General features: G+C 62.1%; 19 protein-coding genes. 16 read left to right on the forward strand and 3 right to left on the reverse strand.

The features are described 5' to 3' along the window. Nucleotides 1-9: 9 nt before the first annotated feature. Nucleotides 10-333 (reverse strand): DUF6968 family protein, encoded by a 324-nt coding sequence (locus tag Q7S93_RS11375; RefSeq protein ID WP_304714021.1) that lies wholly within the window; start codon nt 331-333, stop codon nt 10-12. 610 nt (nt 334-943) lie between these two features. Between Q7S93_RS11375 and Q7S93_RS19050 the strand changes: the two genes are divergently transcribed. The 16 genes from Q7S93_RS19050 (at nt 944) to Q7S93_RS11450 (ending at nt 21,769) form a co-directional block, all read left to right on the forward strand. Next, complete coding sequence (locus Q7S93_RS19050; RefSeq protein WP_370652143.1) at nt 944-1,672, forward strand: helix-turn-helix domain-containing protein; 729 nt, start codon at nt 944-946, stop codon at nt 1,670-1,672. Between the two features lie 415 nt (nt 1,673-2,087). Beyond that, entirely contained in the window at nt 2,088-3,167 is a 1,080-nt protein-coding gene (locus tag Q7S93_RS11380; RefSeq protein ID WP_304714022.1) for a hypothetical protein, read from the forward strand. 236 nt (nt 3,168-3,403) lie between these two features. Beyond that, nucleotides 3,404-3,727 carry a helix-turn-helix transcriptional regulator gene (locus tag Q7S93_RS11385; protein WP_304714023.1) on the forward strand — a complete coding sequence of 108 codons (324 nt, stop codon included), beginning with the start codon at nt 3,404-3,406 and terminating at the stop codon, nt 3,725-3,727. Continuing rightward, the gene (locus Q7S93_RS11390) at nt 3,724-4,974 is read left to right on the forward strand and encodes a type II toxin-antitoxin system HipA family toxin (protein WP_304714024.1); all 1,251 of its coding nucleotides are present in this window, start codon (nt 3,724-3,726) and stop codon (nt 4,972-4,974) included. Before Q7S93_RS11385 ends, Q7S93_RS11390 begins: the two co-directional genes overlap by 4 nt. A 438-nt stretch (nt 4,975-5,412) precedes the next feature. Beyond that, nucleotides 5,413-6,261: a hypothetical protein gene (locus Q7S93_RS11395; RefSeq protein WP_304714025.1), complete on the forward strand. Its 849-nt coding sequence runs from the start codon at nt 5,413-5,415 to the stop codon at nt 6,259-6,261. Between the two features lie 205 nt (nt 6,262-6,466). Beyond that, nucleotides 6,467-7,180: a restriction endonuclease subunit S gene (locus tag Q7S93_RS11400; RefSeq protein WP_304714026.1), complete on the forward strand. Its 714-nt coding sequence runs from the start codon at nt 6,467-6,469 to the stop codon at nt 7,178-7,180. Between the two features lie 2 nt (nt 7,181-7,182). Further along, nucleotides 7,183-8,700, forward strand: coding sequence for a type I restriction-modification system subunit M (locus Q7S93_RS11405; RefSeq protein ID WP_304714027.1), 1,518 nt, complete (start codon nt 7,183-7,185; stop codon nt 8,698-8,700). Nucleotides 8,701-8,854: 154 nt separating this feature from the next. Then, the gene (locus Q7S93_RS11410; protein WP_304714028.1) at nt 8,855-10,039 is read left to right on the forward strand and encodes a restriction endonuclease subunit S; all 1,185 of its coding nucleotides are present in this window, start codon (nt 8,855-8,857) and stop codon (nt 10,037-10,039) included. After that, nucleotides 10,036-11,679 carry a DUF6119 family protein gene (locus Q7S93_RS11415; protein ID WP_304714029.1) on the forward strand — a complete coding sequence of 548 codons (1,644 nt, stop codon included), beginning with the start codon at nt 10,036-10,038 and terminating at the stop codon, nt 11,677-11,679. Before Q7S93_RS11410 ends, Q7S93_RS11415 begins: the two co-directional genes overlap by 4 nt. Continuing rightward, entirely contained in the window at nt 11,676-14,951 is a 3,276-nt protein-coding gene (locus tag Q7S93_RS11420; RefSeq protein WP_304714030.1) for a type I restriction endonuclease subunit R, read from the forward strand. The genes Q7S93_RS11415 and Q7S93_RS11420 overlap by 4 nt, the downstream gene beginning before the upstream one ends. Further along, on the forward strand, nt 14,951-15,676 hold the full coding sequence (locus tag Q7S93_RS11425; RefSeq protein WP_304714031.1) for a M48 family metallopeptidase: 726 nt from the start codon (nt 14,951-14,953) through the stop codon (nt 15,674-15,676). Before Q7S93_RS11420 ends, Q7S93_RS11425 begins: the two co-directional genes overlap by 1 nt. A 120-nt stretch (nt 15,677-15,796) precedes the next feature. Next, the gene (locus tag Q7S93_RS11430) at nt 15,797-16,987 is read left to right on the forward strand and encodes a phospholipase D family protein (RefSeq protein ID WP_304714032.1); all 1,191 of its coding nucleotides are present in this window, start codon (nt 15,797-15,799) and stop codon (nt 16,985-16,987) included. Nucleotides 16,988-17,022: 35 nt separating this feature from the next. Continuing rightward, on the forward strand, nt 17,023-17,841 hold the full coding sequence (locus tag Q7S93_RS11435; protein WP_304714033.1) for an HNH endonuclease: 819 nt from the start codon (nt 17,023-17,025) through the stop codon (nt 17,839-17,841). A gap of 1,036 nt (nt 17,842-18,877) precedes the next feature. After that, nucleotides 18,878-19,168 carry a hypothetical protein gene (locus tag Q7S93_RS11440; protein ID WP_304714034.1) on the forward strand — a complete coding sequence of 97 codons (291 nt, stop codon included), beginning with the start codon at nt 18,878-18,880 and terminating at the stop codon, nt 19,166-19,168. A gap of 921 nt (nt 19,169-20,089) precedes the next feature. Beyond that, a complete protein-coding gene (locus Q7S93_RS11445; RefSeq protein WP_304714035.1) occupies nt 20,090-20,764 on the forward strand; it encodes a hypothetical protein in 675 nt (224 codons plus the stop codon). Next, the gene (locus Q7S93_RS11450) at nt 20,765-21,769 is read left to right on the forward strand and encodes a hypothetical protein (RefSeq protein ID WP_304714036.1); all 1,005 of its coding nucleotides are present in this window, start codon (nt 20,765-20,767) and stop codon (nt 21,767-21,769) included. It begins immediately after the preceding gene. A gap of 435 nt (nt 21,770-22,204) precedes the next feature. Here the strand turns inward: Q7S93_RS11450 and Q7S93_RS11455 are convergent, their stop codons facing one another. Then, entirely contained in the window at nt 22,205-23,023 is an 819-nt protein-coding gene (locus Q7S93_RS11455; protein ID WP_304714037.1) for a hypothetical protein, read from the reverse strand. Then, nucleotides 23,023-23,622: a hypothetical protein gene (locus tag Q7S93_RS11460; protein ID WP_304714038.1), complete on the reverse strand. Its 600-nt coding sequence runs from the start codon at nt 23,620-23,622 to the stop codon at nt 23,023-23,025. Before Q7S93_RS11460 ends, Q7S93_RS11455 begins: the two co-directional genes overlap by 1 nt. Nucleotides 23,623-23,924: the final 302 nt, after the last annotated feature.

The following is a 23,924-nucleotide window of genomic DNA, read 5'->3' on the forward strand; positions in this document are numbered from 1 at the left end:
CAAACTCACTCAGAATGGAAAAGGGGCGGTCTCGAGGATGATACTTGGAGCCGGGATGGACAGATTTCCGCCGAATTCGCCACCGATGCCGAGTTGCTTGTTCTCGTAGGCCTCTGATCCGTAGAGGTACGACGACATGGTCTTTAGGGCGAGCATGAGCGCCTGCAGACTGGAACCGCCATAAATTGTCCGCTCGATAGCGAGGGGTTCGCTAATCTCAAATGAGCAGGACCACTCTTCGTCAGAGGCCGTGCGCACAGGCGCATAGACCCGCGCCCAGACCTTTGTGTCCGTATAGGAGAGATCCAGCGCAATCTCCGCAATCTGCATCATCCCACGCTCTCCAAGCTAGGTCCCGAGCGGCGGGTACCCAACCTCCCCCTTGGACTTGATACAATAGGCTTCCCGTTCAGCTGCGCTTTCCCAGCAGGGTCGCCGGCTACCGACGCCTGGAAGTCTCCGGCAAATCTCCGCGTCATTCTCGTACCTGGACGACGCACTGTTTCGGATTGCCACCGCCAGATCCCGATAGCGGAGGCACGATGGCATCTCGCAATGCCGGCAAGATCCCCGGTGGCAGGGGAAGGACGCCATGGGGCGGACTCTAGCTATTTCTGGCTGAGTTTCAGGGGGTCACGTAACAGCGATAACCTGCCCTAGAGAGGCTTTAAGCCTCTAATAAACAAGGAAAATTTGGCGCGCCCGGAACGATTCGAACGTCCGACCCTCAGATTCGTAGTCTGACGTTTTGCGTTGATTTCATTGAGGAAAGTTGCAAACCGCCCCCTTCTAGGGGGTTTGTTTTTGTTGAGAGTTTTTCAGCCGCTGCAAACCGATTGGGGCCTAAAAACGCCCCGAATCGCCGAGGTCTTTCCTCGTGACGGCCCTCTCAGATCCTCGCCACTTCACCGCCGCCAAGCTCGCCTGGCAGGCGCGCGTCATTGTGGATCCAGACCTGGGACAGCTCGCCCGGCTGCTGGCCTGCCACCTCACCCACATGTTCGGCAAGAGCCAGTCCACGTGGCCGGCACAGGAGACTCTTGCGCGAGCCCTGTCAGTCACCGTGCGCAGCATACGGCGGGCGACCGAGGAGCTGGTCAAGGCCGGCTACCTCACGGTTCGCATCTCTCGCGGGCGAGGCAAGGCGAACATCTACGCCCCGGTCCTCTCGTCCGCTCCCAACGGCGTTCCGTCTGAGCCGCCCCACTCGTCAGGGCAGGTAGAGCCAGAGCCCGCCGCAGAAAAGCGGACACCCGTGTCCTCCATTGCCGGCAAAAGGCGGACATGGTGGGCGCGAAAGGCGGACAGTGGTGTCCCCCCTACCCTTTCAGTACCCGAATCTACCCCCTTACCCCCATCGGGCCGAGTGCAGGCAGGCCAACCCCGAGGGGCGACGGCCAAGCGCTTCGCCGAGGAAGCCGTTCGACAGGTCGCGGCCAGAGCCTTGGGTGAACCCGCAACCATCAGCTACCTGGACCCAGCCGTCTGGAGGCCCGACGATCGGACGATCATCTGCCGTCTGGGCGTCGCCGCGAAAGCGCTACACGACCGGATCGGCCGCGACCTGGACCGCATTGGCATTCGCATCATCCACGACCCCGAGAGCCACCAAGCCTTGAGCGTCGCAACCTCTGTAGGGGGGGTGCACGCCCTTTCGCCCTGCCTCCGGTAGGACCGGCGGGGTCAATCGCGCGTTGTTCATCTATCGGGTCGAGTCCCCCCTTCGCAGCCGACGGGCGGGTCAAGCCACTCCTCCGGTTGCGTCAGGATCACCGGCATAGCCTTCGGATGAACCGCGCGGACTTTGGCGTTTGGCTCGGTGGGGAGGGCGGCGAAGAGGTCGGCCGTCTCGCGCCCGGTCTTGATCTTTCGTACCCCCTCCCAGCCCGAGGGTTGGATCCCCGTCTTGTCCAACGTGGCGCGGACGACATTCAGGATCGCCGTCTGGCCTTTGGCATGGAGTAGAGGTTGCACATGATGGATCGCAGAAGGACATTTGGCAGTGCGAAAACGCAAGCGCTGTCGACACCGTTTTGTGGCTGCCTGAATCAAGCAACGACGCATGGACCGCGCGGATTGGGTTACCGATGTTGATTGAGCGTTATCTGGCGACAAACGCCACAGTTGAAAATCGACTGCTTGCGGTAGGCTTGGCTTGCCCGCTTCTGAGGCTAGACCAGGTCGAGGCGTCGAATGTTGCTCACGGCATCGCCGGGACAATCAACCACGCCTGCGGGCGCACGGGGACATCCGAACAAATCAAGTTTGGAATTGCGGCGCACCCGCGGCCTGCGGCTTACGCATTTTGCCCGCCTGGCAAAGTGCCGTTCGTTCTGCTCACGCGGGGGCTGATATCGGGCTTTTACGCCGCGGCCTCATATCTTTCAGTTACCGGTCGGTTTCTAGTTCAGGACCAGTTACCTCCGCTTCCTCCGCAGAGCTGGCCCAACCGCTATTTCGGGTTAGCTCACATCCTGCATTGCGAAATGACGCCGCTCTTGCACAGGCAGCGGGTCCTCCGGGATATGCTAGCTGCGACGGCCATCAATTTTATCGTTCTGCACGAGCTCGGTCACATCATCAATGGTCACCTTGCATCTGGTGTTTACGGCCACGGAGCAATCGATGAGACGGCGCGAGAAATCGATGCAGATGTTAGGTTAACTCGGCGCACGCTAGAGTTTGACGCCGACGCTTTCGCGGCATTGCACAACCTCTCAGTTTCCGGAGGGGGGGCTAGCAATCTCAACATCAATAGCAGTAGCGAGATTGAATCGTCATTGCGCCTCGTGGTCGCTGGAGGCAGCTTGGCGCAACTATTCTTTGAGTTATTTGATCCTGGGATAGAAGAGGACTATCGCCCGCGAACGCATCCGCCCGCGCTGGTTCGATTGAAAATGTTCTGTTCGCTCTACCCGAGACTTTACGAACGGGAGCGAGGGCGGGGTTCTAACTGGCCGGATATAGACGTCTCCGACGTCTGCAGCCGAATGGTGGCAGAGCGCGAGGCCGCACTGATGGCGTGGTCGATACCAACGTCCATAGTCGACATCGGAATAGCTGAAGCAATGGCGACCCCGTTCCTTCGCGAAGTGCGGGCGCGATGGGCCGAAATCCGACCCGCCCTGCAGGCGGCCAAGCTTGGCACCTCAAACCTTGCACCGTAGCCGAAGGCGCCTCAAAGCCGCCGAGGAATTGTTCCGCAACATACTTACCTGCTGCGAACGCCGGCCGGGCCTCCCACTGCCTTGCGCCGCACCTATTGCTGGGACGCCCGGAGAGCGCCGCAACGGCCCGGACGCCCGTCTGTGGCCCGCCCACCCGCCACGCCGAAAGTTCGCATCAGTTGCGGGTTCTGGCCAATTAACCTGGCGTTCCTTGCTATATCGGCCAAATGTGGACAATGCTTCAGACACCAACTGAACTTCTGAAATCTCTCGCGGCACGCCTCAAGGCTCGCCGTCTGGCCTTGGGCTGGACGCAAGTGGAGGCCGCTAGGCGGGCCGGTGTCGCCTATCGGACCTGGCGCCGGCTGGAGAACGAGGGTCAGGCCTCCCTGGAGGACATGGTGAAGGCTGCTGTCGCGCTGCGATGCGATGAAGGCCTGGAGGCGCTCTTTCCCCTGCCTGCCGCTGCCAGTTTGGATGAGCTTCTGGCGCAGCAGGCCGCTACCGCGAAGCGCCCTTCCCGCACGCGCGCGCCACGGAGCAGGGCCAGCAAATCGTGAGGCTCGCCCCTGGGACTCCGCTGGGCGCCAGCCTGCGGTTCGATGAGGCCGCCCCCGCCTCCTTGGTCGGACGGCTGGCGATGGCCAATGGCCTGGCGCAGCTCGAGTGGTCGCCAGAGATGATCGCCGCCGACCTGTCTGTGTCGGCCCTCCTCTATCCACCGCAGCCAGGCCTCCATCCCGCCCGCACTCGGGAGTTCGACGGGCTGCATGGCTTCCTGTCCGACAGCCTGCCCGAGGGCTGGGGCCATCTGGTTATGCGGCGGCGTTTGAGCCGCCTAGGCGTCAGCATAGACGCCCTGACGCCCCTCGATCGCCTGGCCTTGGTGGGCGACGGCGGCCGGGGCGCGCTGACCTACAGGCCAGCCACCGCGCCGCCCCCAGAGGTGCAGAGTCTCGACCTCGATGCCCTGGCCAAAGAGTCCCAAACCATCCTGGCCGGTGACGAAGGCGAGCTCGCCGCAACGCTCGCGACCCTGGGCGGAGGCTCAGGCGGGGCGCGGCCGAAGATCCATGTCGGGTTTGACGCACAAGGGCGGATCTCGGTCTCCGAAGGGGAGACAGCGCCCGGCCACGAAGCCTGGATCGTCAAGTTCGCCACGCCCAACGACCCGGCCGACATCGGCCCCATCGAGGCGGCCTACGCCGCCATGGCCGTGGCCGCCGGCCTGGAGATGGCGCCCTATCGCCTGCTGCCCTCGCGATCAGGCCCGGGCTACTTCGCCACCCGGCGCTTTGACCGGCCAGAACCTGGTCGGCGTCTGCACATGGTGTCGCTGAGCGGCGCGGTGGAAGCGCCCTGGCGCAAGCCAGCCAGCTACGACCTCTTTCTCCGCGTGACCCTGGCCATCACCCGCCGCGCCGACGACGTGCAAGCCGCCTTCCGGCGCATGGTCTTCAACGTGCTGGCCTGCAACCGCGACGACCACACCCGACAACACAGCTACCTGATGGACGAGCACGGCCAATGGCGACTGGCGCCGGCCTATGACCTCACCTACTCCGCCGGTCCGGGCGGCGAGCACTATCTGGACATCGAGGGCGAAGGCCGAAACCCCACCCAAGAGCACGTTCAGACCCTTGGCCGCCGCCACGGCCTATCTGATCGGGTCATCGACTCGGTGGTTGAGGAGGTCCGTGCGGCGGTCGCCGAGTGGGGGCGCTTTGCGAGCGAGGCCGGAGTCACCAGCCGGTCCAGGAGCGAGGTGCTAGCCGCGCAAGAGGCGGTTGCGGGTGACATTCGGTGACAGAGCCCCACTCCTAATCCAGAGATGACGAGAGCCCCGGCGCGGAGGACCATCCAGCTTGCCCCCGACCACGGCAGTGATCGTGTTGGGCTCTTCTCTGACCTTGGGAAGGTCCGCTTTCTGGCAGCAGCCATGATGCCGCAACGATGGCCCGGGCCCGACTCTTCCCCGATCTTGCAAAGGCCGGCTTTGGTGGCCCCGGTGGCGGGGTTCATGTGCCTGACCAATCAGGGCGGGGACGCGCTCGGCCGTCAGCAAGATTCAGCCAGAAGCCCCACCACATTGAAGGTCAGGAACGTCGAGATGCTCGCCCACGTCATGGGTTGATGATGCCCGTCCGTGCTTTACTCATCTTCCTGGATAGCTGCGGGGAACTGCTTCTGTATGTCTAAGTTTGGGGAACAGCTGAGACGCGGCGCAGGCGCTCTTGCTGTCTGCGTGGCGATCACCGGCGGGGTGGTAACGATGCTGGCAGGCCTCATGATGGTGGCAAAATTGGGGCCGCCAACTATGGGGATGGACGCCGCCACCATTGCCATCGCGCAGATCGCAGTGGCCCAGGCTGCGATAAGTGCCACAGGCCTGCTCGGCATTGGCTTCACAGTCTACTACGCTCGGCAAACTTGGGCGGAGGCGAAACGAAGCGCCGACGCCGCAGCCGCATCAGTAGAAGACGCCCGTCAGCAAGCGGCGTCCCAAGCTCAGCATTTTTCAATGCAGCATAAGCTGGCAGAGGCAAGCCTCAGAGCGATGCGCGACTCTGTGGTTGTCGCCGACCGAGCCTGGCTTTCTGTAGAGTTCGATCTATCGGGCGACCTGACCTTTAGCGAACGCGACATTCGCCTTCCGATTGTATGCAAAGTGAAGAACGTCGGACGATCTCCCGCCATCCGAGTCCTTTGGACATACAAGATGTTTGCAAACCCTGGAGAGGCAGCACAGTACGCTAGAGCCAATTCCTCTGACACCCACCTCATGAATGTCATACAGCTTGGGCGCGTCTTGTTTCCTGGAGAGGAAGATGAATCCAATGTATGCTGTGAGCTTGACAGATCTATATTCAATGATCAGCTCACCAGGTGTAAGGAAGATGGCGTTTTCTTAAGTGTAGTTGTTGGCGTGGAGTATGCGCTCCCGGGCGATACCGTAAAGCGTTTTAATTATATGTTCGAAGGCTTAGCTCGGAGTTGCGGCGCGGAGGTAACCGGTTTCGACGGGCGGGCAACCAAAGTCGAGCAGAGCCAGCTACTCCTCAATAGTTTTCCCTACGAGCGTACGGTTACGTGATCGCCGCGACTCTCGAGCGCCGCCGATTGCGAGAGGCACATAAGCCCGCCCTTTGCTGAGTGGGGGGCTGTCGGCCATCGGCGGGGTTACACTTGCACTGTTCGTCGGCGGCAGCAGCCCATTGCACGGGCGACCGACGGCTCATTAGGCCCCCAGCTTTCACCAAAGCCGGCCACAGCCGCCGGCTGAGTGTACGGACATTGGTATGGCTCCTGAGGTGCGCCTTGAGGTGAACTGCGCCTCAATTCTATATGCAATAACGTCCTTCACGCACTTCGATTGCCTTGACTTTCGCCCGGAATGGCTGCATATTTACTGCATGATCCCGCATCGTGCAAAAATTACGACCTTGGCTGAGGTGGCCGAAATCGCGGCAGGCCATCCCTTGAGGTTGGGGATGGATGAGTTCCCAGCTGGCAACACCGGCGTCATCCAGATGCGGAATGCCGATCCTGATACTGGCGTCGACTGGAGGAGTGTCTCCAGGGTCGAATTGCCGCCGGCGCGCCGGATTCAATTCCTAAACCAAGGCGACGTGATCTTCTCGACCCGGGGCACCCGCACCTACGCTGTCGCTTTGGGCGCGGTGCCGTTCCCCGCGGTTTGCTCCCCGCATTTTTTCGTCCTGCGCATCCGCGGGGGAGCCGTCGAGCCTCGGTTCCTGGCCTGGCAGATCAACCAGGCCCCGGCGCAGGAATATCTCCAGCGCGAGGCGACCGGCTCGCACATTCTCAACATCCGGCGAGAGGTCATCGAGCGACTGGAGATCGCGATCCCGTCGCTGGCGCGTCAGGCCGCGATCGTAGCCTTTGCCGAGGAAGCCGCGCGTGAAAGGCGTCTGCTTTCCGCCCTCATCGAAAACCGCCAGCAGGAAATGGACGCGCTCGCCGTCGGGCTTCGCGCCAGTAACAAGGAATAGCCATGGCCAACGCCATCACCCAGGATGAAGTCAACAGGGCCGTTTGGGCGGCGTGCGACACCTTTCGCGGCACGGTCTCGCCCGACATCTACAAGGATTACGTCCTCACGCTGTTATTCCTGAAATACATCAGCGACGTCTGGCAGGACCACTACGACGCCTACCAGAAGCAGTATGGCGACGCGCCGGATCTCATCACCGAACTGATGCGCAGCGAGCGCTTCGTCCTGCCAACCGGCGCCAGTTTCTACGCTCTCCACGAGCGGCGGCATGAGCCAGGCAACGGGGAGCGTATCGACAAGGCTCTGCACGCCATCGAGGACGCCAACATCGGCAAGCTGCGTGATGTGTTCCAGGACATCAGCTTCAACTCGAACAAGCTCGGCGAGGAAAAGCAGAAGAACGACCTGCTCCGCCATCTGCTGGAGGACTTCGCCAAGCCCGAGCTGAACATGCGCCCGTCGCGCATCGGCAATCTCGACGTCATCGGCAACGCCTACGAATTTCTGATCAAGAACTTCGCATCGGACGCCGGCCGCAAGGCGGGCGAATTTTACACGCCCCCCGAGGTGTCGGAACTGATGGCCGAGATCATGGACATGGCCGAGGGGGAGGAAGCCTGCGATCCAGCCTGCGGCTCGGGCTCGCTGCTCATGAAGTGCGGCCAGCGCGTCCAAGCCAAGCACGGCTCAAAGAAGTACGCCCTCTACGGCCAGGAATCGATCGGCAGCACCTGGGCGCTCGCCAAGATGAACATGTTCCTGCACGGCGAGGACAATCACCGCATCGAGTGGGGTGACACCATCCGCAATCCCAAGCTGCTCGACAGCGCGGACGCGCTGAAGCACTTCGACGTGGTTGTCGCCAATCCGCCGTTCAGTCTGGACAAGTGGGGCCACGACACCGCCGAGCACGACCGGTTTGGCCGCTTTCGGCGAGGCCTGCCGCCGCGCACGAAGGCCGACTACGCCTTTATTCTCCACATGGTGGAGACGATGAAGCCCCGCACCGGGCGTATGGCCGTCGTGGTTCCGCATGGCGTTCTGTTCCGGGGTGGCGCGGAAGGCGTCATCCGTCGAAAACTGATCGAGGAGAACCTCCTCGACGCCGTGATCGGGCTTCCCGAGAAGCTGTTTTACGGCACGGGCATTCCTGCCGCGATCTTGATCATGCGCAAATCCAAGCCGGACCGCAGCGTGCTCTTCATCGACGCCTCGCGCGAATTCCGGTCGGGCAAAAACCAGAACCAGCTCACGGTCGGTGGGCCGGACAGCAATGTCCGCAAGATCGTGGAAACCTATAAGGCGCGCGCGTCCGTCCCGAAGTACGCTCACCTGGCTTCACCGGAGGAGATCGCCGGCAACGACTGGAACCTCAACATCCCGCGCTACGTCGACACCTTCGAGGAAGAGGTCGAGATCGACCTCGTCGCCGTCCGCGCCGAACGCCTCAAGCTCAAGGACGAGTTGGCCATGCTTGAGCTCAAGATGGACGCGTACCTCACGGAGCTTGGCTACTGATGGCCCGCGCGCAGGACATCACCGCGGCTCGATTGAAGGTGTCGGAAGGGGGCTTGGCGTGACCATTGTTTCTAAAGCGTCCGCCTACCCGAAGTCGGTGCAATCGGGCTTGCCGAGGCTCGGCACCTGTCCGCCAGGTTGGACGCGGGGGCCCTTGTCCGCCCATCTGATCGAGGAATTGCGCCCGCTGAACATGGCGGACGACGAGGTCTACGCCCTCGTGACAGTAAGGCGCTCGCGAGGCGGCGTCGTCCTGCGCGAGCGCCTCAGGGGCTCGCAAATCGCGGTCAAGAGCCAGTTCCGGCTCAAGGCCGGGGACTTTCTGATCTCAAAGCGCCAGATCGTGCATGGGGCGTGTGGGATTGTGCCGCCCGAACTCGACGGCGCCATCGTGTCGAATGAGTACGCCGTGCTCCGGGCGCGCCCGTCGCTGCACCTGGAATTCCTGAACTGCCTCGCCCACTCGATCTACTTTCAGCAGACCTGCTTCCACTCCAGCATCGGCGTTCACGTCGAGAAGATGATCTTCAAGCTGCAAGAGTGGCTGAAGTGGGATTTCGATCTGCCGCCCGCGCGCGAACAACGCCGGATCGCGGAAATCCTCGCCACCTGGGACCGGGCCATCGAGACCGTCGGGGGTCTGATCGCCAACGCCCGCGAGCAGAAGGCAGCGATGATGCAGGCGCTGCTGACAGGGGAGCGCCGCCTGCCCGGGTTTGACCAGCCGTGGCGCCAAGTCACGCTCAGCGAACTCGGCACGTTCAGGAAAGGCAAGGGCATCAGCCGCGCGGAAGTCAGGCCGTCAGGGCTGCCCTGCGTACGGTACGGAGAAATCTACACCCTGCACCACGACCTCATTCAGGAATTCGGATCCTACATCGATCGAGCGTCAGCGTCCCTGAGCGAGCCGATCGGGCGCGGGGATATCCTATTCGCGTGCTCTGGAGAGACGGCCGAGGAAATCGGAAAATGTGTGGCCTTTGACGGTCCCGAACGGGCCTACGCTGGAGGAGACATCGTTGTCTTCACCCCGCAAGGGGAGAACTCTGTCTTCCTGGCTTACCTCCTCAACTCGCCCAAGCTGGCGATCCAGAAGGCGCAGATGGGGCAAGGCAACGCCGTGGTCCATATCAGTGCATCGAATCTCGCCCGGCTGAAGTTCGCCATCCCGCCGCGGGACGAGCAGGACGCGATTGCGGAACATTTGCGCACGGCAGACGTGCTTGTCCGGAGCCAATTAGCGAAGCTCCTCGCCTTGAAGCAGGAGAAGGCCGCGCTGATGCAACAACTGCTGAGCGGCAAGCGCCGCGTCAGCCCAGCCGAAAGCGAGGCGGCATGAGCAAGGGGGGCAACAAGAGCCGGTCGTTCTCGATCTTCCTGCTGAAGTCGGACGTAAAGGCGCCGGCGGATGCGTTGAAAGCCGGGCACGCTCTTAAAGACACCATCAAGGGCGAGGGCCTACCGAAGGGAGCGGTCCTGTACGTCCTCGACACGGACCCTCGGCCGATCTGGTGGGCGGGCTATTTCGGCCTGGCCGCCAAGCTGGAGCAGATGTCCAAGGGCGCGCTGGTGTTCCTTCCCGTCAAGGATCGCTGGTTCGCGCTCTCCTTCGGCCACGTGAGCCACTACCTCGACGACGAACAGTACGAGCACGACTTCGGCCTTCGGGTGACGCTGAACGCCGTCGATCCTGACCTGATCCGCAGCACCGACATCCTGCAGCCCAGCGGCGCTAAGCGACAGCGCATCCAGCTTCCGGCGCCCGGTGACCTGACCCTGTTCGACTTCGATCAGGACAGCACGATCCTGAAGAGCCTGACCGGCAAGGTGAAGGACCCGGCGCTGAAGGACCTGTGCCGCAACATCACCGGCGCCGCCAACGTGCGGATCAGCACGGACAAGGCGTCGGGCGATCTCTCAACGGTGTGCGCCACACTGCTCGATCTCTACGGAAAGAATACCTACGCCACGAGTTTCCCGGCCCTGTTGAACGTGTCGCCGGTGCGCGATCCGGCGATCGCAAAGGGGCTGAATGGCGAGCTGATTAGCGCGGTTCACGCCAAGGACGACGGTGTCGTGCTGACCGTCCCGGAAATCCAGGATTTCAACTCGAACTTCGGCGTGAGCTACGCCGGCGCCGGAAGCGGCAAGGTCTCGGATGACGCCGATATCGATGACTACTTCCAGTACCTGGACGACCATGATCAAGACCCGGCGGCGCTGACGCTGGAAGACCTGAAAAAGCATCGCCTGCTCGTCACCAACGAAGACGGATCAATCACCCACGCGGAATATAAGATCCTGCGCTGTCTGCTGTTTGATACGGCCCACAACGGCGTTGCCTACCACCTGCGCGAAGGCCAGTGGTACGAGGTCAAGCAGTCGTTCATCGACGACCTGAAGGACTTTCTCGATCCCAAGATCGTGGCCACGACCTTGCCCGACTACAACCACACCAGCGAGGGTGCCTACAACAAGGCGGCGGCCACCGCCGAGCGCTTGTGCCTCGACACCACGAGCATCGCCCCGGCGGGACAGAAGGCCGTCGAACCGTGTGACCTGTTCGAAGTGATCAACGGCGCCGCGGTGCTCCATCACATCAAGCTCAAGACGCTGTCTGGTTCTTTGAGCCACCTGTTCAATCAGGGCGTCAATTCGGTCTGGCTGATCCGCGACGAGCCCCAGGCGAAGGCCCGACTGAAGGCGCTGATCACCAAAAAGGTGCCCGCGGGCGCTGACGTGGCGTTTCACAAGCCCCTGGACGACGACAAGTTGAAGGTCGTCTTCGGCGTGGTCACGACCAAGGCGCCGGGTAACAAGTCGAGGAACCTGCCGCTCTTCTCGCGCATCAGCCTGCGGCGGGCCTTCAAGGATCTCCAGGTCATGGGGATCAAAGCCGAACTCTGCTTCATCCCGGACAAGTCGCCGCCCAAGCCGGCCAAGCCTAAGGAACGCACCAAGAAGGCGGCAGCGCCGTGACCCACTCTCCAGATACTGCTGAAATCTACTCCTCCCACGTCCCGGCCCTGGCGACGCTCGTGGCCCTGGGCTGGAACTACATGCCGCCGGCCGAGGCCATGGCCGCGCTTGGCGGGCCGCAAGGCGTTCTGCTGGCACCGGTGCTGGTGGAGGAGCTGCGGCTCCGGACCTTCGAATACAAGGGCAAGACCTATCCGCTTTCGACCAATGCCATTGACCAGATCGTGCGCGAGCTGTCCTCGCCTCCGCTCAACGAAGGCCTGCTGACCGCCAATGAGCGCATCTACAACGCCCTCACCCTGGGCGTGACGGTCACCGAGTTCGTGGACGGCAAGCGCCACAGCGTGACCGTCCCGGTCATCGACTGGGCCCGGCCGCGGGCCAACCGTTTCACGGTCACGGAGGAGGTGGAACTGCTGGCCACCGGGGGCGTGCATACCCGGCGGCCGGACGTGGTCGGCTACGTCAACGGCATTCCCCTGCTGGTGATCGAAGCCAAGCGCCCGGACAGCGGCAACCCGAACAAGGCGATGGTTGATGAAGGCATCAGCCAGATGATCCGCAACCAGGGGCAGGACGAGATCCCGCAGCTGTTCGCCTATGCCCAGCTCCTGCTTTCAATCGGCATGACGGACGGGCGCTACGCCACAACGCGGACGCCGAAGAAGTTCTGGGCGCGCTGGCGCGAAGAGGTGCTGGACGAGGCCCACTTCAAGCAGATCAAGAACCAGGCGCTGGAAACTGATCCCCGCGAGGCCTTGCTGCGCGACCGCCTGTCCGACGTGAAAGCGCACTTCGTCAGCCTCTGGAGCGAGGAACAGGAGGTCACCGGCCAGGACCGACTGCTGATTAGCCTGTGCTCGCCCGAGCGCCTGCTCGATTTCACACGCACCTTCATGCTGTTCGACCGGAAGGCCGGCAAGATCGCCGCCCGCCACCAGCAGTATTTCGGGATCAAGGCGCTGCTCGAGCGCGTGCGCACCCTCCGGTCGGACGGTGGGCGCGAGGGTGGTGTGATCTGGCACACGACCGGCTCGGGCAAGAGCTTCACCATGGTGTTGCTTTGCAAGGCGCTGCTGCTCGACGACGCGTTGAAGAATTGCCGCGTCGTGGTGGTGACGGACCGGCGTGACCTGGAGAAGCAGCTCGCCGGCAACTTCCTCACCGGAGGCGCTTTTGGCTCGGGGGTGGCGGACAAGGATGGCGCTAAGGCCAAGGCCTCATCGGGTCGCGATCTCGCCCGCCGCATCGGCAAGGGCGCCGAGCGGATCATCTTCACCATCATCAACAAGTTCGCCAGCGCCTCGAAGCTGCCAGAGTGCCACAACGACAGCGCGGACATGATCGTGTTGGTGGATGAAGGCCACCGTAGCCAGGGCGGCGAAAACCACGAGCGCATGCGCCAGGCCTTGCCGAAGGCGAGCTACGTCGCCTTCACCGGCACCCCGCTGTTGAAGGAGGACAAGACCGCCAGCAAGTTCGGGCGGATCATCCACGCCTACACTATGCGCGACGCCGTCAGCGACGGCACAGTGACGCCCTTACTCTACGAGGAGCGCAGGCCGCTGCTGGATATCAACGACGCGGCGATCGACAACTGGTTTGAGAAGATCACGCTGGGCCTGTCGGAAAAGCAGCAGAGCGATCTGAAGGCCAAGTACGGCAAGAAGGGACCGGTCTACGGCTCAGGCAACCGGATCGACCTGATCGCCTGGGACATCGCCGTCCACTTCAAGACCAACTTCAAAGACCTCGACCTTGGCCTGAAGGGTCAGATTGCGACCGACAGCAAGCTCTCGGCTATCCGCTACAAGAAGGCCTTGGACGCCACCGGCCTCGTCAGCAGCGCCATCGTCATCTCGTCTCCCGACACTCGCGAGGGGCACGAGGAGGTGGACGAGGCCGAGCTGCCCGAGGTGCTGCAATGGTGGAAGGAAAACGTCCACGGCGACCCGGAGGCCTACGAGCGCCAGGTGATTGAAGACTTCTCGACGGAGGGTCGGCCCGACCTGCTCATCGTTGTCGACAAGCTCCTGACCGGCTTTGACGAGCCGCGGAACGCCGTCCTCTACATCGACAAGCCGTTGAAGCAGCACAATCTGATCCAGGCGATCGCGCGCGTGAACCGCCTGCACGAGCAGAAGAAGTTCGGGCTGCTGATCGACTATCGCGGCATCCTGGCGGAGCTGGATTCAGCCCTTACCGAGTACCAGAACCTGGCGGACCAGACCCAGGGAGGCTTCGATATTGACGACATCGACAGCCTCTACGCCAACGTCAGCACTGAATATAAAAAGCTTCCCGCGCTCCACGAGGCGCTCTGGACGATCTTCGCAGGTGTGCGAAACCGCAGCGACATCGAGCAGTACCGGCAGGTGTTGGTGCCACGCTACACGGACGATGAAGCCGGAGAATCCACCGACGTTCACCAGAAGGTCCGCGAGGATTTCTACGAGGCGTTGACCGCCTTAGGCATGTGCCTGCGCACGGCTCTGGCCACGCGCTCCTTCTTCGAGGACGGAGCTTTCTCGGAGGCCCAGATCGCCACCTACAAGCGCGACCTGAAGTTCTTCTCCAACCTTCGCCGCATGGCAAAGCAGGACGCGCACGAGACGGTCGATTTCAGCGCCTATGAGGACCAGATCCGCAAGATTGTCGATCGGTACGTCATCGGCGAAGACGTCGTCTCCGACGGCAACCTGCTGGTCGTCAACGACGTGGCAAAACAGGCCCCGCCGGAGGAGTGGAGCGAGGAGAAGACCCGGAACGAGACCGACATCATCCGCACCCGGCTTACACGCACCATCGAGCAGGATCTGGTGGAAGACCCCTACGCCCAGCGCCATTTCTCCGAACTGCTGAAGGCGGCCATCGCCGAGGCGTCGGCGCTGTTCGATCATCCCTTCAAGCAATACGCGATCTTCAAGGACGTGGAGGACCGGGTCGCCAACCGAAAGGTCGATGGCACGCCCGGCGCCCTCAACGGCAAGCGGCACGCCACCGCCTATTTCGGAATCATCCGCCTCGCCGTAGGCGACGGGCGCGCGCTTGGCGCGGACGTCGATAGCTTTGCCGCCGCGGCCATCGACATCGACGGCATGGTCCAGACAGCGGTCGCGGAGAACTCGCTCAATCCTGCAAACGTCGAAGCCGCTATTCGCAAGGCAGTCCTACCGAGGTTGTTCGCCTTGACCGGCCTCGACCTGGCACGGGCGATCACCGATCAGGTCGTCGAGGTCACAAGGGTAGGGCTCTCTCGGGAGGCGGCGTAATGCGCCTGACACTGCGCTATGGCTCCAAGTCCGCCGACTACGACGTGCGCGAAAGCCCGCGGCTGACGGCCAAGCTACGTATCCATGTGGAGCCGAGCGGCGCCCTCGTGGTCGAGGCGCCGGTCGGCACCTCGGAGAACAAGATCCGCGCAGGCGTTCAGAAGCGCGCCCGCTGGATCATGGATCACATCAATCGGTTCGAAGATTACCGCCGATACGCCCTGCCGCGTGACTATTGCAGCGGCGAGACGCACTTCTATCTCGGCCGTCGGCATAAGCTGAAGGTTATCACCGAGCCCGGCGCTACCCGCTCGGTCAGGCTCATTGCCGGCCGGCTTGAAGTGTTGGCCCCGGTGGGCGACGCCGACGACGTCAAGCTGGCCCTGCAGCGATGGTATCGCCAACGTGCGCTCTCTTACTTCAATCTGAGGACAGCGCGGTTGGCGGCCGAATTGCCGTGGGTCGAGATCGCGCCTCCAGTCAAACTGCTGAAGATGAAGCGGTTTTGGGGGAGCTGCTCTCCGCACGGCGCCATCACGCTCAATCCGGCGCTGATCAAGGCGCCGGTTCACTGCGTGGAATACGTCCTCCTCCACGAGCTGTGCCACCTGGCAGAGCACAACCACAGTCCGCGCTTCTATGCGCTCCTCGATCGCCACATGCCGGAGTGGAGGACTGCGAAGGATGAGCTAGACGGGCTGTCGGAGATGTTGCTGGTCGCGTGAAGGTTGATGGGGCCCGTTGAGCCGATAGGAGCAAAAGAGAGTCTCCTGGCAAGCCGACACGTTCTTGAACCATGTGCGTACGCCACTTGGCCGTTGCGCCCCCTCCGATATCTCAATCGCGTGCCGAACTTCGAAAGGATTGCCACGAGCCTTCGCCTCGTCGACACCGACTGGAGCCGGGAAATCATGGCGGCAGCCGCGGCTGATCCCTCCAGATTGCGGATCGTCTCTCCCTTCATCAAGCTGAAGGCGCTGAACCGACTGTTGGACGCCGCGCCCCGCGCGCTGCAAGTTCTCACACGGTTCAGCCTCGAGGACTTCTCGCGCGGCGTCAGCGACATTGACGCCCTACAGCGCCTGCTCGCGGCGGGGGCCAGGGTCCGGGGCGTGCGCCACCTGCACGCCAAGCTCTATTTGTTCGGCCAGAGCCAGGCGATCATCACCTCAGCCAATCTTACCGGGGCCGCGCTGGACCGAAATCACGAGTTTGGCGTCGCTTCCGACGATCTCGCTGTGATCCAGTCGTGCCAAGATTATTTCGATCGCCTGTGGCAACTCGCCGGGCCGGACCTCACCGCCCCCCAGTTGAGCTATTGGCGTAGCAAGCTCGGGGGTCGGGTGCTGGCAGCCGGTGCAGACATAAAGGATGAGCCTTGGCCCGACTATGGGGCGGACGCGGGGCTCAAGCCCGCTTCCCACACCCCCGTAGCCATTGCTGGCGCAAACCAGGCCTTCGTCAAGTTCCTGGGTGAGGGCAAGAACAGGATATCGCTGGGCCAGTCCGTGATCGATGAGATCGGACGCTCCGGCGCGCATTGGGCTGTGGCCTATCCGGCCGCCAAACGCCCGGGAGGCGTCCAGGACGGAGATGTTATCTTCATCGCTCGCCTGACCCGTGACCCATCAGACATCGTCGTCTTCGGCAGGGCCATCGCCTGTGCCCATCAACCGGGTCGCGATGACGCGACCGAAGCCGACATAGCGCTGCGCCCTTGGAAAGAGACCTGGCCCAGATACATCCGCGTTCACGGCGCTACCTTCGTGGCCGGAACACTCGCCAACGGCATATCGCTTAGCGCCCTTATGGACGCCCTGGGGCCCCGATCGTTCGCCTCGACGCTGCGAAACCTAACTAAGGGTGAGGGCAATCTGGACCCGCGCCGCGCGTATCGGCAACAGGCCGCGGTGCACCTGTCGGAAGAAGGCCAGCTCTGGCTGGCCGAGCGACTGCAAACTTGTTTCGACACCCACGGGATTGTCCCGCACTTTGAATTGGAGGCCCTGGATTGGCCCGAGGTCCCACAGACGTGACGCCCATCTCGTCTCCCCCCGCCACTAAGCGGAGCATGAAGCGCGATGAGGCCGCGTGGCGCATTTGGCCCGTGCTGACCAGCCTCGCGAAGCAGCGTCGCACAATCACCTATTCGGCCCTGGCGGATGTAATCGGCTCTATCGATCACCGCCACGGCTGGGCGCTGGGACTAATCCAGGATTACTGCCTCAATCTCGACCTCCCGCCCTTGACCATCCTCGTCGTATCAAAAGCCAGCGGCGAGCCCGGCCACGGCTTCGTGGCGCTCGAGGACGACGAGCGCGCAGCCGGCCGGGGCGCCGTCTGGGCCTATCCGTGGCCAACCTCCAATCCCTTCGACTATGCAGAGAGCGGCGCCGAGATCGACGAACTGGCGAACCGCCTTCGGCGCGAGCCGCAAGCTGCCGAAGAGGTCTACAATCTGGTCCGATCTCGCGGCGTCTCGCAAATGATCTTCCGTAAGGCGGTGATCGACGCCTACAGCGGACGCTGCGCATTTTGCGGGATTTCCTTCAAAGCGTGTCTAGAGGCCGCCCACATCATCCCCTGGGGGCTCGCGACCCGAGAGCAGCGCATCAGCCCCACAAACGGCCTGTGCCTGTGCGTCAATCATCACCGGATGTTTGACGCTGGCCTGATGACACTAGGCCCGTCGGGCCAAGTAGTCTGCGAAACGGCCAAGGCCGACAGCACTTTTTCGGACGGTGATCGCAACCTGACGACACGCCTTGAATCCAAGGCCGCCTATCTGCCGCACCGCCGAGGTCTACGGCCGAGCGCTGCATCTCTGGCCTGGCGATACAGCCACCATGGATGGAACAAGCCGCCATGGTCGCTCCAATATCCCTTGTGACGGTCTATCCCGAGTAAGTCCGACAACCATAGCGATGGTTGAAGCACACCGGCATCTCTAGGAATAGACGGCAACCCGGCCTGGTGGCCCGGTGAGACCTCGAGGGCATGGCTATCTGGCGCAGCCGTATTTGATGACCAGTTGGGCTATGTTGTAGTCTGCCGCGACCGCCGGTTCTCGTGAACAACGTGGGTTTTGGCGCAGTCGGGCTGTTGAAGACAGTCCATATCCGGCACGCCAATTGGCTACTTCGACCACGGCGAGCCCCGCAGCGCCCTCGCCTGCCGGCGCCGGTCGTTTGTCTCGGTTTACCTTGCTCTCGGCCACCGCTCTATTCCTCTCGTCCGCGGTCAACCTTTTTGGACGCGCTGAGCTGGGCTGACACGTTCCCCATGCCCTCGGCGTAGAGCCGGTCGCAAACGCTCAGCCATTCTTCAATAGTCGCCATGAGGCACTCCGCGGCTGAGCGGTAGCATACCTGCGACGCTGAGAACGCCACATGCCCCAAGACAGCTCTACGCCTTCCGAGGTGGCGCTATCTACAATCCGAGGAGATGCGCGAGTTCATCAAGCTGGTGCCACCCAGGGTACAAGATTCTCGGGGTGATTTGGCGATCAGGCAAACCACCAATAACCTCGCAAGCACTGCTGCCGAGTCGCGGGGGTTACGATGAGGATGGACGATCACACAAGCGTCGGCCGATCGGTAGAGTTCGGTGATGCGCGGGCGCGTGCTATTGGGTCCGCGATCGACGGTACGTCGAAAGCGTTCGCGCTTGGGTCTGCCGTAGCACACGCTCAGATACTCTCAGATTTTATCCGCGAAGGCGCCGCGCGCTTGGCTGAATTAAAAGCGACGCGCCCAGACCTATTCTCCGAGGAAGGGGGATGGGCGCTTGGTGCTACGCGGCGCGCCTGTGCTGAATTAGCGTCTACTTTACAGTCCCTCGAGGGACTTCTGTCGCTCTATGCGGACGAGAAAGCTCCATCTTGGGAGGCGGCAAGGTCCTCAGAGATTGCACAACGAAGTTGCGCCATGGAGTTTGATCGTGAATTCCTTGAGATTCTCCGCATCAACATTTACGCCAGAAGATATATGGAAGCAGACGACGACTATAGGGCGCACCTACTTCAACAGGCGGTTAGCGACATAGCTCGCGAGTTTTTCGGCGCTTACATTCATGCAGCCGACTTAGAGAAAATTCGCCTCACAATGGCCGCACGAGTGAATCGCGCGCCACCGTCGAAACATCTAGCCGCGAACACGATTGCCTGGACCCCCGAGGAATACCCGGACGGCTATGATGATGATGGATATGACGACTGAGATGGCGGCGGTGTAGCCATCTGGGTGTTACTTAGTGCCAGAACCTGGGACCTTTATCCGGATTGCGGGCGAGTGAACACCACACCCTTTCGCGCTCTCACCGGCAGAGGGCTGAGCGGCAAGCAACGCCTGATTTCCGGTTCATCTTCACCAGTGGACTGACGGCACGGCCATGACGCTCGAAGCGCCAAGAGCTATGACGAAGTCGGAGGTGAGCCGTGCATCCGGATCTACCGCTGCCCAGATGGACCTCATGGCGGCCATGTGAGGAGTTAAGGAGAACTAAGGCGACTTAAGGAGAACTAAGGCGACTTAAGGCGACTTAAGGATTCCCGGCAGATAGAAATCTCGCAAAGATCATTCCTTCTCCTTAAGTCGCCTTAGTTCTCTTGGTGTGAGGAGGCAAGATGTGTAATGTAGGCTTACATTACGGTCTTACTCGCCTCAGGCTCGACGGAACGCGCGGTACCCCACGAGGGTTGTTAACGCAGTGTTGACCAAGTTTAGCTGACACCTCATCGCCCTCATGACGCAGTGGCCATCGACCACGAGAGCGATGTTGTCCCACCAGAGGATTTGATAAAGCCCGGCCGCCCAGCTGGGCTCTTTCGTTTCAGCGGCTCGAATAGAGCCGCCGCCGAAGATCCAATCCACCGCACAACCGTGCCGCCTATCCATAATTTGCGAAGGCCACAGCCGCCCCCTCATGTCGTTACAATTTAAGGTGGGCCTGGCGCGCAGCCCGATGCATCGAGAAGTCAGCTGACGTCAGGTCAGCACCACGAGCGGAAGGTGGCATTGGGGCAGGAAGCGGACCTTGGATCGTCCATCGATGGATGAGGGGAAGAACAGCAAATCACAGCTGGTGACGCCGTGTTCGCTCAAGCCTAAGGTCGCGCGAAGTCGTAGAATGGGGGCTCCATGATCGCCGACGAAATTCGCAAGCGGGTTGCGCGACACTACAAGGAGCCGAGCGACGCCATGCTGCTTTCGGCGCTCGGCAAGGAGCTGGTCTCTGCGGGACTTTGGCCCATAGAAGGCGAGCGCCGTCCCCTCGCTAAGGTGGTCGAGGAAGTCGCGCCGGAGTTAATCATTCGGGCCGACCCACAGGTAAAAGCCTTCGTGGTCATCGCGCCCGAGGGCCGAGAAGACATCGTGGAGGCCGCGTTTGCCAAGCGACGCGACGATCAGCTCGTCAAGCGCCTGCCGCGCCCGATCCTGCTTGCGTTCTGCGCCGACACCGAGAAGCCAGTCAGTGTGCGTACCTCGCCGCCCTACAGGTATCTGGTTGGTCATCACGACGAGAACGGAGCTGTCTTGGTGGAACCTGAGTTCCGGCTGCCCGGGACCTATATCGACGATGGCCGCAACCTCCCACCGGAGTTACTCGGGAAGATCAAGGCATGGGCGGAGGCACATAAGCTTGATCTGACAGCGCTTACGAACCCGAGCCCGCCACCGACAACGAAGCCGCAGGATAATAAGCCCATCGGCGACAACGCGCTTGAGCGCCTCCACGATGCCCAGCCCGAAGACGTTCGTGGCCGTCTGGTCGTGCCGCTCGACATCGCGCTCGCTCTGAGCCGGCTACCCTAGTTGGCGAATCGACGTCCACGTCGCGCGGCCCCGGCGGCAGCCAAGGGGCGAAAGGCGACTTTCGTAATCGCTGGCCTGCCCAAGGCGGCGCTTGAGGAAGCTCAAGCCGCCCTTGAGCATCGGTTTCCGCTTGTCGCCTTCTTCGGCAGTCCGTCGCGGCATGCAGATGGAGCGCTCTACTCGCCAGAGGTTGTTGGCAAGCTGCTTGAGGAAGTCGCTGGCTTTGCGATTCGGCGACGCCGAAGCGCTCCACCCAACCAGGCTTGGCCCGCAACCATCACGCTGCTCTATGTGCCGAGCGCCGACCAAGAACATCTCCTATCCGCGTTCGATTTTAGCGTGATGCCCGCGCCCATGGCTGCGCTTGAGGCTTACAACGAGGCGGGCATTCAACACCGCCACGATCCAAAGGCTGTCATCGCTGCCGCGGCCGAGGCGATGAGCGCGGCTAGCGCGTCTAAGCAGGCGCTCGACGAAGTGAAACAGAGGGTCAATCGCCTGCTGAATGACGGCGAGGTCCTCCTCCTGCCGCCGGACAATTTTCACCTTGGCGATCGCCGGCTACGGGCGCTCTTCGACGCATATAGACGTGGCGACCGCGCGCCAACCGATCGCTTTCCTGAGCTGAAAACGGTTCAATTGACGAAAGACGATATCAAGTGGCTGGGCGGCGATGTCAGGCATGCGCATGTGGACACGCGCGGGAACGCCTTCCTCAATGCGCACCCGACGGCATACGACGGCGGGACTTGGGAAGTAGACGAAGCCGAGGCAGAACGAACCAAACTGAGCGAGATCCTCCGCAGCCTTTATCGTTTTGGTGCCGCGTTGCCCGACGGCTTCCATCACGACGTCCAATCTCGAGACGGCTCGCCCTTCAAGAACGAGCTGTTCGACTGTTCACGCCGCGGCGAGCGTGCATTCACTGCCCAGTACGTGAACATCTACCCCGACGATGTCGTCCGGCTGGGCAAGGCCCGCACTACGCGGAAGGGTAAAAAATAAAACGCCGCGACCTAGAGCTAGGCGCGGCGCATACCCGTGACGACCTATTTCCCACCAGCCGGTCGATAAAGCGCCCGGAAGCGCCGCTCGTCCCGCTTGACCGGAGCCAACACGGGAGGTTCACCAGGAACCGTCGGATCTCGAGGCCGTAGCCCCGGTGGCTGCCCCTAGCTTGCAACGCTAGGGTCACCACGGTGTGCCGTAGGGCACGATGTGCTTCAAAGGTAATACGTACCAGCCGTTTCCGAAAGGTGAATTTCGCCGCTCGCTAACCGATGACAGATACGCGCCAAGAACGGCCTTGCCACCGCGCGGATCCAGACATTCAGTTCCACCCCTCATGCTGCGCTGCGCAGCTGCCTCCTGGATTTCTCTTCGGCCATGGACTTCGTCCGCTGTTCTGAGCGCCAGAGTTCGTTGAGGCCATGCTGGAAGTTAGACAGGCCTCCGGCCCTCGGCGACCCCACGAAGGCGATCGGCGATGATCATCGGCAGCAACTCGAGTTGGTGGCTGTCCGAATCTGCGGACCTCCATGGTTGGACAAGTTCGGGGATCGGGCAGCTCACGAAAAGAGCGACAAGATCGAAGTCGATCAAGGCCGCCGGATCGAGTGTTGATTCCCAGTGATAGACGTCCTCTCTCGCGATCCGAAGGGCCCGCCGCCGCCAGCTCAGCAGGGTGAAGAAGTCCTCCATCCGACGGCTCGGCATAGCAGGAGTTTCGTCGCGCGGCGAAAGCAGATCAAGGTACAGGCCTAGCGGCAGACCATTGGCCATGGTCACGCTGCCCTGAGAACGCAGCCGTTCGACGAGCACCGACACGTCTACGCCCTCCGTATGCGCAAGCACCGAAGCTTGAATGACGGCGAGCCATTGGATCGGAGAGTAGAACGCGGCCCCCCGGACGCGGGCCTCAACAGTTTCGTGCGCCTCGTCGAGGTGGGCGGCTACATCAGCGATCTTCCTAGCCAGGGCATCATCGAGAACCCGGTGCGTTCCAGCCAACCCCAGCAGCACCAAACCGTGTGCGACGTTCTGCCGTACCAACAGTTCGCCCGCCTCAGCGAGGTGCTTTCGCCCGTCCTCTAAATCCCCCTGAAGCAGGGCGATGGCTGCGAGTTCCTTGTGAAGTCCCGCCACGATCAGTTGGGTAGAGCCTTCCCTTTCAGCCTCCGCGCGCGCCTTCACGCGGGCCTCGCAGAACAGCCGACGGCGCTTGAGCAAGTCGTCGCTAATCGCTTCGTGAAACGCCATTAGAACAAATCCCGCAGCGTCGTCAGTGGTGTCGGTTCAACGAAAAGCGGGTTTACATAGATGTCGGCCGGCGCTGTGTCGGTGAAGGAACCCCACCACTCGACACGCTGGATTTGATTGGCCGGGATGTTGATCTTCGCCGTCACCTCGCCTTCGGGCTGGAACGGGAGATAGTCCCTGTAAACGTGGAGGTCTCTCACCGACTCCCCGACGGAACTCACCTCGACGGCCGGGTTCAATCCTACCGGGACCCAGCAGTAGAACAGAGCGCCGGGTCGGGTCCCAAAGCCGGTCGCGAACCAAAGCGCTGTGTCGATGGCGCTGTGGATGGTGTTCGTATGAAGGTAGGCGTCTCGCTCGACGCTTCCGGCGGCAAGGGAGATGAACGGGGAGACAGGACCATAGGCCCCGTAGTCATTCAGATGGCGGTAGAGGTTAGCCAGGTTCAAAACACTCGCGACGCCAGTCGGGGCGATTGTCCCGTGATGATGCCACCAATTGCTGATGATGCCTTCTTCGGCGCTTAGCATCAGTTGGGCGTGAGCCCAATCAAATCCCGGGCCACTCGCAATGCCTTTCACGCACCACTGGATGTACAACGTGCCGCCCCCCTCTCATCACCGCGTTGCGCGAACCTTGAGCAGACCTCCACGAAACACATCCTTCGCGGCGACCTGAAGTACTTTCGGTCAGAATTTCTCCCCGCGCGCCGGTCGGATCACGCCTCCCAACGGGCTCAGGCCGGGACGTCATCTTGAATGCGCGCCCGCTTCCAGGATGCCGAGGAGATGCATCGCCCGATATCGAGGCGCTCCGGTTGGCGCTACGAGCGGCAGTTGGGATCGCGCTCGTGAGGCCGGGCCGCATGCCGTTCATCCACCCATCCTGCGGGCGCACTTGG

Origin of the sequence: Phenylobacterium sp., assembly GCF_030646615.1 — a bacterium.
GTDB lineage: Bacteria > Pseudomonadota > Alphaproteobacteria > Caulobacterales > Caulobacteraceae > Phenylobacterium.